The following is a 12,465-nucleotide window of genomic DNA, read 5'->3' as shown; positions in this document are numbered from 1 at the left end:
TGCGTGCATGACATTGCTCAATAAAGACGAACAACAGCGGGTTGCCCACGCCATCGAGACCGTCGAGCGTCAGACCGACGCGGAACTGGTGACGGTGCTGGCCACCAGCGCTGACGACTACACCCACGTGCCACTGATCTGGGCCGGGGTCATCGCGTTGCTCGTACCGGGGCTGATCAACCTGCTGACCGGCTGGCTCAGCGCCAATCATCTGCTGCTGGTGCAGGTTGTCACGTTCATCGTGGTGGCGCTGGTGTGCCGGCTGCCGGGCATTACCACGCGCCTGGTGCCTGTTCGCGTGCGGCACTGGCGGGCGGGCAATCTGGCGCGTCGGCAGTTTCTTGAACAGAACCTGCACGCCACCGCCAATGGCACCGGCGTGCTGATTTTTGTCAGCGAGGCCGAGCGTTATGTCGAGATCATCGTCGACGACGGCATCGCCCGGCGCGTGGACAACGAAATCTGGCGCTCGATGGTCGAGACCTTCACCCAGCAGGTAAAGGACGGCCGGATTGTGGAAGGTTTTATGGGGTGCATTACTTCGTGCGGCGAGGTGCTGAGCGAGCAGGTGCCCGTGACCCAGGCGCGCAACGAGTTGCCAAACCGGTTAGTGGTGTTGGAGTGATCTGATCGTTCCCGCGCTCCGCGTGGAAATGCCTCTGCTGACCCTCCGCGTCATTTAATTGCACCTACCGCTCTCGACCCGCCTAAAATAGCGCCTCGCATTTCCGCTCCCGAGGCGCTTTCCGATGTCCGTTACCGCACCCGCCACCGTTCCTGCGCAGGATCACCGCGCTCAGTTCCTGAGTTTGCTGGACACCTGCCTGACGCAAAATTCGCTGATCAAACTGGTGCTGGCCAAGTACGTCGGAAGCGAAGCGGAGTTGCAGCGGGTCATCATCAAGCCCGTCACGGTCAAGGATCAGCCTTGCCTGTCCTTCGTCTATCGCTACAAGACCCGCGACATCACCAAAAATCACCCCCTCGCCGAGGCGCAGACGCTGATCGCCAGCCTGCTGCCCGAGTCCTTCAAGAACGCTCATCTGCTGTCGCTCACCGATGAAGTGCAGCTGGAGTTCAGCAAGAAGGGCAAGAGCACGCTGTTCCGCAACAAGCCCCAGCAGGAGCGCGAAGCCCCGACCGCCGAGCATGACCGCGAGAAAAAGCGTTACCTGGAACTGAGCCGGCCATTCCTGACCGATCTTGGTGTGACCAACAAGCAGCACGAGCTGATTCCGGCGATGTCACGCAAGTGGAAGCAGATCAACAAGTTCATCGAGGTGTTTTCCCACGCGCTGGCGACCTCGCCGATCACGCTGGACAAACCGGTGACGGTCGCGGATTTCGGCTCGGGCAAGGGTTATCTGACCTTCGCCATCCACGATTACCTGCGCAACACCTTGCAGGCTGAAGGCAACGTCACCGGCGTCGAGCTGCGCGAGGACATGGTCACGCTGTGCAACAACGCTGCCGCGCGGCTGGAGCATCCGGGGCTGGTGTTCAAGTGCGGTGACGTGCGTTCGGTGGCGCCCAGCGAACTGGACGTGATGATCGCCTTGCACGCCTGCGACATCGCCACGGACTACGCGATTCACACCGGTATCCGCTCGGGCGCCTCGATCATCATGTGCTCGCCGTGCTGCCACAAACAGATCCGCCTGCAGATCCAGAGCCCGACGCTGCTCAAGCCGATGCTGCAATACGGTTTGCACATGGGCCAGCAGGCCGAAATGGTCACCGATGCCTTGCGAGCGTTGCTGCTGGAAGCGTGCGGCTATGAAACCAAGGTCTTCGAGTTCATCTCGCTGGAGCACACCAACAAGAACAAGATGATTCTGGCGGTCAAGCGCGCGACTCCGGCGGATCCGGCTGAGCTGCTGGCGAAGATTCAGGAGCTGAAAGTGTTCTACGGCATTCAGGAGCAGTGCCTGGAGCGCTTGCTCCAGGCGGATGGCCTGCTGGGTTAGACGCGAGCGGCGGCGACCGGCTTTGGTGCGATCACCGCCGTTTTACGCCCGATGGCCAGCGTGACCACGACACCGGCGGCGAAGATCCAGGTCGTCGGGTCGATGTGCTCACCGAAAAACAGCGCCGAGAAGGCCATGGTGAAAAACAGCTGCACCAGCTGAATCTGACTGACCCGCGCGATGCCGCCCATGGCCAGCCCGGCGTACCAGGCGAAGAAGCCAATAAATTGCGAGAACAGCGACACGTAACCGAAGGCCCACCAGGTGCCGGGGGAAATCGGCCCCTGATGCTGCCACGCCAGATAGCTGACGGGCACGATCAGCACCGGGATCGAAATCACCAGCGCCCAGCAGATCACCTGCCAGCCGCCCATCTCCCTGGCCAGGCGGCCGCCTTCGGCATAACCCAGCCCGCCAATCGCCACCGCGGCGACCATCAGCAGATCACCGGCCTGAAGATTGCCGGCCCCGCTGATCAGCGCATAACCCAGCACCAGAACGCTGCCCATGGCGGCGCAGGCCCAGAAGGCTTTCGACGGGCGCTCGTGGGAGAGCCACGCGGCGTAGATGGCGACCAGCAGTGGTTGCAGGCCATTGACCAGCGCGCCGTGGGAGGCGGGCAGGGTTTTCATGGCCCATGCTGACAGCACCGGGAAACCGACGATCACCCCCGGCGCCACCACCATCAGCGCCTTGAACTGCGCGCGGGTCGGCCATTTTTCTTTGCGCCACAGCAGTAACGCCGCCGCTGGCACCGCCGCGACCAGGGCGCGGCCCAGACCGTTGAGCAAAGGATGGATTTCCTGCACCACGATGCGGGTCATGGGCAGCGTCAGGCTGAAGATCACCACGCCGATCAGTCCGAGGACCATTCCGGTGTTTTCACGAGAGGACATAAGGAGGCGTGCCTTGTTTTTGTTGGTGCGAAACGCGTGCTCATTCAGCCACAGAGGCGGCATGGGGGCCATTTACAGATGCGTGCGGAATCGTCCGTACACTTCAAAGGCTTCCCGGCTGAAGCCGGTCCTACGAACCGACCGCGATGCTTTTGTAGGACCGGCTTCAGCCGGGAATCGGTCAAGGGGGAACTGCCGTTTTCGAGGATTTTCCTGACGAGCACTCAATCGCCTCAAATGTTGGTGCAGAAGTTGAATGCAACGTTCCTGCAACAGTTTGAAGGTCAAATTGGTGCCGTCGAATTCAGCCAGGAGAGCCATCGTGTCGGTTATCGAAAAATGGGCGTTGCAGGGTGTCGTGGTATTCCTTTTCGCATGGATGGCGACGGTGGCGGCTCACTGGTCAGGCAGCGTCGTGCACACGACAAGCAGCGACCGACTCGCCGCTCTCAGCAGCATGCGCCTGACCACCGAATCGGTCGCTACCAGCGTCAATAAACACACGCAGGGTGGGGCAGTGGTCGTGGGGTCGTTGTCGGAAGGTAACGAATAAAGGGCAGCGGCTGGGAAGATTTGAAGCGGTGAGTGATTGGAAGACCGGACCTGTAGGGTCCGGTTTTTGTTTTTGTCAGCAGAGTTTGTACTGGGGAAAAAATTTCTCTAGTATCCCGCCATGGCCACCGTACATAACAATCGCAACTGGAAGATCAAAATCTATCCGGACGACCATGCCCCGCCCCATTTCCATGTCCAGACGCCTGACGGGGAGTCACTCGTGCAGATTGACGGTTTAAGGGTCTTAGGCAGGGGCGCTGAGGGGAAGGCGCTGAAAGAAGCGCTGCAGTGGGCCAGGAATCATACCCGGGACTTGTGGCGTATCTGGTATGAGCAGAATCGGAGGACTTGAGGCATGACCAGCAAATTACGCATCGTCGCTGCGCAACCTGTCGCGAACAGCCGCTCGTTGATCCTCGACTGGAACAACGGCAAGCGTCATACCGTTGATTTGTCGGCCTACATCGACCAATTTGAAGCGCTGGTGCCGCTGAAGGATGAAACGCTGTTCAGTCAGGTGACTGTGGGTGATTGGGGGTTCGACGTGTCGTGGGGGAATGATATCGAGCTGTCTGCGTCGACGCTTCACCGGCTCGCGCTGGAGCAGGCCGGTGAAGTCATGCCGACGCGCGACTTCAAACAGTGGATGGCAAAGAACAACCTCTCGCTCTCGGCAGCGGCCATTGAGCTGGGCTTTACGCGTCGAACCATTACTGCTTACAGCAGCGGTGCTGCACTTATCCCCAAGCACGTGGCATTGGCCTGTCGGGGTTGGGAATATGAGCACTCGCCGCGCTAACCCTCAACTCTTCTTCAACTCCAACGCTTCCTTCAGCCTTGCCACCGGCACCGCAAGCGCCGGATCGCCCAACGGGTGGGTCGTGGCGTTGAAGAATGTCAGCTCGATGTTCTGCCCTTCAAACAGTTCGCTGTAGCGGCGTTTCTGGTGTTGGATGAAGGCGTCACTGCGCGGCAATACCGAGATGGCGATGCGCTTGGGACGGGCCTGGAGAATGGCGTTGAGAATGTGTCGATCCTGCTTGCCCAGCGAGTGGCCGAAGACGCATAGCGCGCCCTCATGCTGCGCCAGTTGGGCGTGGCAAAACGACAGATAGTCCGAACCGCGGATGATCTTCATCTTGTCGTCGCTAGGGCCCTCACAGACAAACAGCGGCACATCCTCCAGCGCGTTGATCGCGAAACTGCCCAGCAGCGTGCTCTCCGAAGACAGCAACTTGCGCGCCGTGCCATCGAAGTTCTTCACCAGGTGCATGCCGCCATGCAGGTACAAAATGCGCGTGGCGTGGCTGTCGGTGCGGTGCAGGTTGAACACAGCGTCATCGTCGAACAGATCATCGAACGGCTGCGCGCCATGCATCGCTGCCCAGTACGCCAGCAGGTCGTAGTTGGTGGAGTACACCGTCTGGTACGGGCTCAGGGCTTCGCTGATCTTGCCAATAGTCGCCGCCTCCATCAGGCGCCACGGAATATGCGCCGAGCGGATGCCATGAATCAGGGCTTCCTTGATCGCGAAATAGCGGTTGCGTGGCGACGACGAACCAATCGTCAGCGCCGCGTTGACCCGCATCGCGACTTTCAGGCCGCTGAGTACGGGCTCGAAATTCTCCGTTTCCATGGATTTGAACAGCGCCAGCTCGGTGGCGCTCAAGGGTTTGTTGCGCGTGGTCTGCGCCAGCTCGAACAGCGAGTCGTAGGCGAAGTTCTTCCACACGGCAAGACTGGCGCCGTTGCCCAGCAGCAATCCCGAGCAGGGATTGACGGCTTGCAGCGTGTTCCAGTCGGCCAGTTCGGCATCAAAATCCGTGAATTCCATCATCTCGCTTCGCTTTCAGGTGAGCAGGTACTGACCGGACGCCAGAACGGAGGGGACTTATAGAAACCCAGGTCGGCATTGTCAACGCGGCATCCCGGCTTCGAGCACTTTGAGGAGGGTGCCGCTTGTCTCAGTAACGTCTATAGAGTGAATGACGGGTGTAAGGTTTAATCCGACAACCCATAACACTCTCTTGAATGAGAGGAGATGACCATGCATACCGCAATGCTGAGCAAGACGCACTTCAACGGCTACGATGTGATTAACGTGAACAACGGGCCTTGGCGGGTCTGCACACACCGTGATCGATTAGGCTCGTTCTCCACGCGCGAAGAAGCCATGGCGTTTGCGGCCTCCTTGCCAGCCTATCAAGAGCGAACGGCGTTAGTACCTGCCGCCAAAGCGCACTAATGATACGACTCGTCGCCATCTGAGCTCTGGTGTTGCCGGAGCTCAATCGGCCGGATAGCAACTCGTGAACTGCACTATCCGTTTGCGAAGTTTCATGCAGCCTGCACGATTTCGATTTTCCCGTGTTCTTCTAACTGATTGATTAATTGGGTTTTTCGATATCTCGCTATATCGGCACGGTCGATGCAACTCTCATCACGAACCTGCAGGATCGGCACTTAGATCGATCCGCCTACCGTGATCCAGAGGAAACAACATGAACGCCATCGAACTGTTGAAAGCCGACCATGAACGCGTAAAAGCCATCTTGACCCAACTGAGCGAGTCCACCGAGCGCGGCGTTAAAAAGCGCACTGACTTGCTGGCCAAGCTGGAAATGGAAATCACCATCCATACCAAGATCGAGGAAGAAATTCTCTATCCGGCGTTTAAAGAGGCGGGCGGCAAAGAGCAGGACATCATGTACTACGAAGCCAAGGAAGAGCACCGCACCGTTGACGCCCTGGTGCTGCCGGACCTCAAGCAAACTGACCCTGCCACACCGGAGTTTTCCGGTCGTGTGAAAGTGGTCAAAGAGCTGCTGGAGCACCACATCGAGGAGGAAGAGGAAGAGATGTTCCCGCAAGCTGAAAAGTTGCTGGGCAAGAAGATGCTGGAAGAGCTTGGCGCGCAGATGGAAGCGATGAAGGCTGAGTACAAGAAGTCCCTGTCGTCGCCGAGCATTGCAGCGTAAGCATTGATGGAATGAACGAGCCCGGATTTTTCCGGGCTTTTTTGTGGGTGAAAGTTTTAGTCCGGTTTACTGGTGCAGCGCACTTACTTGCCTCTTCCCGGCTGAAGCCGGTCCTACATTTGGATTGCATGCATTCAGCTGGACTGGCGGTGGCCTCCATTGTGGGACCGGCTTTAGCCGGGAAAGCGTCAGCCGTCACGCTGCAAAGCTGATGGCGAGCACACTTGCCTCTTCCCGGCTGAAGCCGGTCCCACAAAAAACGCGAGCTTTGTATACCTGTGTATCCAGACCCCCTGCCGATACGTGCTGACTGAAAGCTCGCCCCCAGCGACACATTGCAGATACGTGCAGCGCATTCAATGGTTCACAGCCAAATGCGGGGTCAGGTTCGGCTATCCCGCTCCAGCCCCCGACCATGAATGCACACTGAGGAAGCACCCCATGAACAGAATCAACACGGCATTGCTGCTAAGCGTTTTTACGGCGGGCGCCCTGGCGCTGGGCGTTGCCAGTGCGGCTCAGGCTGCCCCGGTGAAGAACATCGTGCTGGTGCATGGCGCCTTTGTGAACGGGGCGGGCTGGAAGCCGGTTTACGAGATCCTGCGCAAGGACGGGTACAACGTCTCGATCGCTGAACACCCACTGACTTCCTTCACCGATGACGTGACTGCCGTCAAGCGCATCGTTGACCAGCAGGATGGCCCGACGATTCTGGTCGGCCACAGTTACGGCGGCGCGATCATCACGGATGTCGGCAATGACGCTCACGTCGTGGGCCTGGTGTACATCGCCGCCCACGCACTGGATCAGGGTGAAACCGAAGCACAGAACGGCAAGCTGTACCCCAATGCCACCAAAGCAGTGAAGAAAACCGCTGACGGCTTCCTGTCCCTTGACCCAGCGTTCTATCCGGCGGACTTCGCGGCTGACCTGCCCAAGGCTCAGGCTGAATTCGAAGCCATTTCCCAGGAGCCGACCGCGGCGTCAGTGTTTACTACACCCGCTGGCGTGCCCGCGTGGAAAACCAAGCCTAGCTGGTACGCAGTGGCCGGGGCAGACCGGATCATCAACCCGGACCTTGAACGCATGTACGCCAAGCGGGCCAACAGCCACACCATCGAGATCAACGGCGCCAGTCACTCGGTGTACCAGTCCCGTCCGCAGGAAGTGGCCGCGTTGATCGAACAGGCAGCGACCCACGCGGCGGATTGACGCATCCCACCCACGACTGGCCTGCAACCCTTGCAACGTCCAAGGCTCACTTGTGAATCAGGCCACGTCGACAGCGTCCGAGCCGCATATCAGGTCCACCGGCATCGGTTGCAGACGGCCGATCATGGGTTTGGCAAACAGATAGCCCTGCATCAGCTCGACGCCCAGGTCCAGCAGGGCGTCGCGCTCTTCGCAGGTCTCGATGCCTTCGGCCACGACAGTGATTCCCAGCCGCTTCGAAACCAGCACAATCCCTTCAACAATCGCCCGACGCACGGCGTCCTGATCGATGTCACGGGTGAGCGCCATATCGATCTTCAGGACCTGTGGTTGAAACATCGCCAGCATGTTGAGGCCGGAATAACCTGATCCGAAGTCATCGATAGCGGTGGTGAAACCTTGCCGCTCGTACTCTTCGAAAATGGATTTGAGATGATTCGGATCATCCACGCGCTCACCTTCGGTGACTTCGAACATGAGCCGATCCACCGGAAAATCGAACGTCCGAGACGCTTCAAGCGTTGCCCGAATGCAGGTCTCTGCGCGGTACACCGCTTTGGGCAGGAAATTGATACTCAGCTTGCAGTCTGGAATCGCGGGCAGGCCTAGCTGGGTAGCGAGCTCAATGGCCCTGACCCGGCACGCCTGATCGAAACGGTAGCGGTTGCCGTCGTTGACCTGACCCAAAATAAACGCAGCGGACTCGCCATTGACACCACGGACCAGCGCCTCATAAGCGAAGGGCGCCCCGGTGGTGACGTTGAAAATAGGTTGGAATGCCATGGTGAAGTCGAATCCCAGCGCTTCCAGATTTCGACACTCAGCGCAGCCAATGGATTCGAAGGTTGCCAAGGGGATATGTTGCATGATCGTCACTGCCTTGAGATTTCGTCGCTCGATGGATGAATTTTGAGCAACTGGTTTCTCTGTATCGGCAGTCGGCGTGGAATCTGTGATGCGGATTTGCAGCAGGGGATTAACGGTAACGAAGTATGTATTAGGGAGGGCGTGTTTCGACTGATAGGCCTAGATAGGTCGGGACGACACGCCGGTTATCTAGACGGGGCCAGCTGAAAAGCCTGGGCGGTGCTGAAGTTTAGTGCGGCTGGCGCAGCTTTCGTGAGAGATTTCGTCGAACGTAAGAAGGCGGAAGGATTAGTGACTACGCCATTGGCTGCCGTCAGCCAGAATGATACGACAGTTGCATCCTAACTATACGGCCATGGCTATGCTCTGTAGTGGTAAACCGGAACATTGGACGCCCTGCCACAGTCTGCCAGTCCCTCCTAGGCTGGCGAAGTCGGCGTCGAGCATTCAGCGTAAGGAACTGCAATAGCAAGATTCAAATTATCCATGCTCTCGAAATGGTCTTATACCTTCTTGCACTTGGCATTTTGCATGCAGTGATGGCCCGCATCAGTGGTTTGAGGCCGACGACCTAGAGCCTCCTGCAATCAGGGCATCGGGAGATGCATGATGACCTTAGCGCAGTGTTACTGGAGCCGTTTGAATTGGATCGCATTTAGGTCGTATGATCGAGTCGCCTAACCTGCATGGAGTCAAAATTTTGCCGAATGTATTCTTCTCCTACTGCCATGCTGATGAGGCGTTGCGGGACCAGCTCGAAAAACAGCTTTCCATGCTTAAGCGGCAGGGGGTGATTGAGACTTGGCATGATCGAAGGATCAACGCTGGCCAGGAGATCAATCCGGCAATTGATGAGCACATCAATACTGACGAGATCATTCTGCTCTTGGTGAGCCCAGACTTCATAGCATCGGACTACTGCTACGATATCGAGATGGCGCGCGCCATGGAGCGCCACCAGGCAAAGCAGGCAACTGTCATTCCCGTTATTCTGCGGGCCTGTGATTGGCATCATGCCCCGTTCGGGAAGCTACTGGGCACTCCCCAAGATGGAAAGCCGGTAACCCTATGGGCTGATCGTGACGAAGCATTCCTGCAGGTAGCCAAAGAGGTGCGTAAAGCGGCTGAAAAATGGCGAAACGACAAGCCCGCGGCGCCAGTCAAAAGTGTGCGCCCCGAGCATGCCATGCCCGTTAGTACGGCCCCCGATGCTATCGCAGTGTCCCGTTCCAGCAATCTACGTCTGGCCAAGTCCTTTACCCAACTGGATAAGGATCAGTTCCAATTCGAGACTTTCGAATACATTGCTCGCTACTTCGAGAACTCCCTAGCTGAGCTCCAGTCTCGAAATGCAGGTTATCAAGGCGCTTTTCGCCGGGTCGATGCGAACCGGTTCTCCGCGACTATTTACAAGGATGGTCGGGACGTGGCCAAGGCTTCCGTTTTCGTCGGAGGCCAGATGGGTGCCGGCATCTATTACAGCCAGGGTGACGGATTCGGCGGGGGTTCCTTCAACGAGGCGCTTCATGTTGAATCGGACGACCAGAAGTTGTACTGGCGAACTTTGGGGATGGCATCGTTTCGTAGCCAGCGAGACCAGAAGCTGTCCCAAGAAGGCGCCGCAGAAGCACTCTGGGACATTGTCATCGCGCCTCTTCAGCGGGGCCGCTGAAGCCCAAGGAGGAGCGCTGTGCACGACTGGCCCGTTCATTTTCAGTCGCATAACCCGCGAATTCCCATCCAGCGCCACTATGGGATACGGATTTACGGCCATCAGCAGCCAAGGATAGCGACGTGATCAAGAATCTGATATTGCGCGGCGTTTCTAGCTATTCACCTGAACTCGACTCCCAAATCGGCCCTCTTACGAAAGTGAATATGTTCTACGGGCACAATGGGACGGGTAAGACCACCATTGGGAACTACCTCCAAGACCCTGCTGATTTGTTGTACCACCGATGCCAAACTCAGCCTGCATGGGCAGAGCGAGAGGTGTTGGTTTACAACCATACCTTCATGGAGGCCAACTTTCAGACGAGCTCGCAGCCCGGTGTTTTCACGCTCAACGAAGGCAATATTGAAGCAGAGAAGGAGCTGGCGATTGCCGAGGAGGCCCTCAAACAGCTTTTGACTGAACATCAGGCCGAGGTGGCGGCGGGTAACGCTTTCGGCGAATCCCAGAAGGCCAATAAAGCGGACATGCAGGATCAGCTCTGGGCGCTCAAAAAACCATTTGATACCGGGCCACTCCGCTACTGCCTTGTCGGGCCCAATACCAAGGAACGCCTGGCAGAAAAATTGCGCGCTTTGACACTTGCCCCAACCACCGATGATTTCGTGGGATTGGCGGCTGAGGCTGAGCAACTCCAGACTGCCGGGGATACTGAGCTTCCTGCGATACCTGCTTTCAGATTCGCAGAAGCGGAGATGGAAAACAGTCCTCTGTTGTCTGAAAGCATCTCAGGGTCCGGCGACTCGTACCTTTCCGCGTTGATCAATGAGCTAGGCACCTCGGACTGGGTCAAGCATGCGTTGCAGTTTCACGAACGAGATCAGTGTCCGTTTTGCCAGCAAACCCTGCCAGCTGGGTTCTACAACGAAATCCGAAAGGTTTTCGATAAGACGTACGAGCACCGGATATCCCAACTCAAAGCCCTGAAAAGTCGATACGAAGGCGGTGTTACCCGGCTGAAAGCCCAGCTCCAACGCGCCGAGTATCAAGCTCCTGAGTACCAGTTACAGCTCACGAAGCTGGACGCAGTGTGTACGCAGAACATTCAGGGCCTTGCGGCCAAATTGGCGAGCCCATCGATAGTAATCACGCTGGAATCGACCGGAGTCATTCTTGACCAAATCAATGCCTTGATCGTAGATGACCAGAAAAAGATCGATGCCTTTAATCTCAAGGTGAAAGACAAGAAGACCCATCTGGAAAATATCAAAACGCGTTTTTGGAACTGCTTTCGAGCTAGCTGCGATACGGTGATGACGTCCGCAAGGAAGGTGCACAATGAGCTTGGGGTTAAAAAGGAGGACAAGCGCAAACTTGCTGATGAGATCCGCATCAAGGCTCAGGTTCATCAAGACGCCATTGCTCTGAGCAAAGCCAAGATCACGAATATCGACCAGTCCATCGACAGCATCAACTCATCACTGACTGTGCTTGGGCTCAATGGCTTTCTTGTCGTCAGGGAGGAGGGCGAGCTGCCCCGTTACAGGCTGCAGAGGCCCGGTCTGCAGGCCGGCGTATTCAATACGCTCAGTGAGGGAGAGAAGACCCTGATCTCTTTCCTCTACTTTCTCGAAGTCTGTAACGGCGAGCTCGATGGAAAGGGGGGCAAGCTGAAAAGTGAGCGGATCATCGTCATCGACGATCCAATCTCAAGCCTTTCGCATAACTATATCTACGACATAGCCTCCATGATCCATCGGCGAGTCCTCAGTCCCAAACAGCGCTTCAAGCAGGTCTTCATTTTGACGCACAACCTGTTCTTCTTTCATGAAATGCTCAAGCATCTCAAAAGGTCGGACGAGTTCTCGCTTTTCCGGATCACCAAGGCCGCGCACAGCGTCATCACGCCGATGTTGGCCAGCGACGTACAGAATGACTACCAATCATTTTGGCAGGCCATCAAGGATGCCCAGGCAGGGCGCACCTCGGTCACCGTCATACCGAATATGATGCGAAATATTTTGGAGTACTACTTCACCTTCGTGCATCGCCAGGATGAGCTTCAGGCGGCACTCGCGGCATTGGCCGATGAAGACGCTGATTTCAAAGCCCTGTATCGATACGTCAACCGCGAGTCTCACGCCGATGCGGTCAACCTCACGGATTTTGGCGAGATTGAGCCGGCTCATTACGTGGAGCGTTTCAGACAAGTATTCGTGAAGACCGGGTTTGAGGAGCACTACGCCAAGATGATGGGGTAACGCACCTGAGCCGGCTGCCGAGCTGATTCTGGAACAGGTTGGTGGCTCGGCCAGAAA

12 protein-coding genes are annotated in these 12,465 nt (G+C 57.3%); 9 read left to right on the top strand and 3 right to left on the bottom strand.

Features of this window, described 5'->3' with window-relative positions; genetic code table 11:
- The first annotated feature begins 7 nt into the window (after nucleotides 1-7).
- Entirely contained in the window at nucleotides 8-625 is a 618-nt protein-coding gene (locus ABEH28_RS18400; protein WP_346630762.1) for a TPM domain-containing protein, read from the top strand.
- Nucleotides 626-749: 124 nt separating this feature from the next.
- Nucleotides 750-1,967: an SAM-dependent methyltransferase gene (locus ABEH28_RS18395; RefSeq protein WP_346630761.1), complete on the top strand. Its 1,218-nt coding sequence runs from the start codon at nucleotides 750-752 to the stop codon at nucleotides 1,965-1,967.
- Here the strand turns inward: ABEH28_RS18395 and ABEH28_RS18390 are convergent.
- Nucleotides 1,964-2,863: a DMT family transporter gene (locus ABEH28_RS18390; protein ID WP_346630760.1), complete on the bottom strand. Its 900-nt coding sequence runs from the start codon at nucleotides 2,861-2,863 to the stop codon at nucleotides 1,964-1,966. The two genes, ABEH28_RS18395 and ABEH28_RS18390, sit on opposite strands and share 4 nt — an antisense overlap.
- A 322-nt stretch (nucleotides 2,864-3,185) precedes the next feature.
- Between ABEH28_RS18390 and ABEH28_RS18385 the strand changes: the two genes are divergently transcribed.
- Both ABEH28_RS18385 and ABEH28_RS18380 read left to right on the top strand, forming a co-directional pair.
- On the top strand, nucleotides 3,186-3,416 hold the full coding sequence (locus ABEH28_RS18385) for a hypothetical protein (RefSeq protein WP_192171667.1): 231 nt from the start codon (nucleotides 3,186-3,188) through the stop codon (nucleotides 3,414-3,416).
- 357 nt (nucleotides 3,417-3,773) lie between these two features.
- A complete protein-coding gene (locus tag ABEH28_RS18380; protein ID WP_205486881.1) occupies nucleotides 3,774-4,217 on the top strand; it encodes a DUF2442 domain-containing protein in 444 nt (147 codons plus the stop codon).
- Nucleotides 4,218-4,220: 3 nt separating this feature from the next.
- On the opposite strand, the gene ABEH28_RS18375 is transcribed toward ABEH28_RS18380, so the two are convergent.
- A complete protein-coding gene (locus ABEH28_RS18375; protein WP_346630875.1) occupies nucleotides 4,221-5,252 on the bottom strand; it encodes a DUF4917 family protein in 1,032 nt (343 codons plus the stop codon).
- A 213-nt stretch (nucleotides 5,253-5,465) separates the two neighbouring features.
- Between ABEH28_RS18375 and ABEH28_RS18370 the strand changes: the two genes are divergently transcribed.
- From ABEH28_RS18370 to ABEH28_RS18360, 3 genes are all read left to right on the top strand, one after another.
- Nucleotides 5,466-5,663, top strand: coding sequence for an SPOR domain-containing protein (locus ABEH28_RS18370; RefSeq protein ID WP_346630759.1), 198 nt, complete (start codon nucleotides 5,466-5,468; stop codon nucleotides 5,661-5,663).
- Nucleotides 5,664-5,919: 256 nt separating this feature from the next.
- Complete coding sequence (locus tag ABEH28_RS18365) at nucleotides 5,920-6,396, top strand: hemerythrin domain-containing protein (protein WP_346630758.1); 477 nt, start codon at nucleotides 5,920-5,922, stop codon at nucleotides 6,394-6,396.
- Between the two features lie 441 nt (nucleotides 6,397-6,837).
- On the top strand, nucleotides 6,838-7,608 hold the full coding sequence (locus ABEH28_RS18360) for an alpha/beta hydrolase (protein ID WP_346630757.1): 771 nt from the start codon (nucleotides 6,838-6,840) through the stop codon (nucleotides 7,606-7,608).
- Between the two features lie 57 nt (nucleotides 7,609-7,665).
- On the opposite strand, the gene ABEH28_RS18355 is transcribed toward ABEH28_RS18360, so the two are convergent.
- Nucleotides 7,666-8,475 carry an EAL domain-containing protein gene (locus tag ABEH28_RS18355; protein WP_346630756.1) on the bottom strand — a complete coding sequence of 270 codons (810 nt, stop codon included), beginning with the start codon at nucleotides 8,473-8,475 and terminating at the stop codon, nucleotides 7,666-7,668.
- 664 nt (nucleotides 8,476-9,139) lie between these two features.
- On the opposite strand from ABEH28_RS18355, the gene ABEH28_RS18350 reads away from it, so the two are divergent.
- Both ABEH28_RS18350 and ABEH28_RS18345 read left to right on the top strand, forming a co-directional pair.
- Nucleotides 9,140-10,147, top strand: a complete 1,008-nt coding sequence (locus ABEH28_RS18350) for a toll/interleukin-1 receptor domain-containing protein (RefSeq protein ID WP_346630755.1) — start codon at nucleotides 9,140-9,142, stop codon at nucleotides 10,145-10,147.
- A gap of 122 nt (nucleotides 10,148-10,269) precedes the next feature.
- Nucleotides 10,270-12,408 (top strand): AAA family ATPase, encoded by a 2,139-nt coding sequence (locus ABEH28_RS18345; RefSeq protein WP_346630754.1) that lies wholly within the window; start codon nucleotides 10,270-10,272, stop codon nucleotides 12,406-12,408.
- Nucleotides 12,409-12,465 lie beyond the last annotated feature (57 nt).

Origin of the sequence: Pseudomonas sp. Ps21-P2, assembly GCF_039672565.1 — a bacterium.
GTDB lineage: Bacteria > Pseudomonadota > Gammaproteobacteria > Pseudomonadales > Pseudomonadaceae > Aquipseudomonas.
This window is presented reverse-complemented; position numbering and strand designations above follow the sequence as displayed.

What these genes read in the sequence shown, in the direction of transcription:
- ABEH28_RS18355 (WP_346630756.1), bottom strand. Translation starts at nt 8,475, where the DNA reads ATGCAACATATCCCCTTGGCAACCTTCGAATCCATTGGCTGCGCTGAG.
- ABEH28_RS18365 (WP_346630758.1), top strand. Translation starts at nt 5,920, where the DNA reads ATGAACGCCATCGAACTGTTGAAAGCCGACCATGAACGCGTAAAAGCC.
- ABEH28_RS18350 (WP_346630755.1), top strand. Translation starts at nt 9,140, where the DNA reads ATGATCGAGTCGCCTAACCTGCATGGAGTCAAAATTTTGCCGAATGTA.
- ABEH28_RS18390 (WP_346630760.1), bottom strand. Translation starts at nt 2,863, where the DNA reads ATGTCCTCTCGTGAAAACACCGGAATGGTCCTCGGACTGATCGGCGTG.
- ABEH28_RS18360 (WP_346630757.1), top strand. Translation starts at nt 6,838, where the DNA reads ATGAACAGAATCAACACGGCATTGCTGCTAAGCGTTTTTACGGCGGGC.
- ABEH28_RS18380 (WP_205486881.1), top strand. Translation starts at nt 3,774, where the DNA reads ATGACCAGCAAATTACGCATCGTCGCTGCGCAACCTGTCGCGAACAGC.
- ABEH28_RS18395 (WP_346630761.1), top strand. Translation starts at nt 750, where the DNA reads ATGTCCGTTACCGCACCCGCCACCGTTCCTGCGCAGGATCACCGCGCT.
- ABEH28_RS18370 (WP_346630759.1), top strand. Translation starts at nt 5,466, where the DNA reads ATGCATACCGCAATGCTGAGCAAGACGCACTTCAACGGCTACGATGTG.
- ABEH28_RS18375 (WP_346630875.1), bottom strand. Translation starts at nt 5,252, where the DNA reads ATGGAATTCACGGATTTTGATGCCGAACTGGCCGACTGGAACACGCTG.
- ABEH28_RS18400 (WP_346630762.1), top strand. Translation starts at nt 8, where the DNA reads ATGACATTGCTCAATAAAGACGAACAACAGCGGGTTGCCCACGCCATC.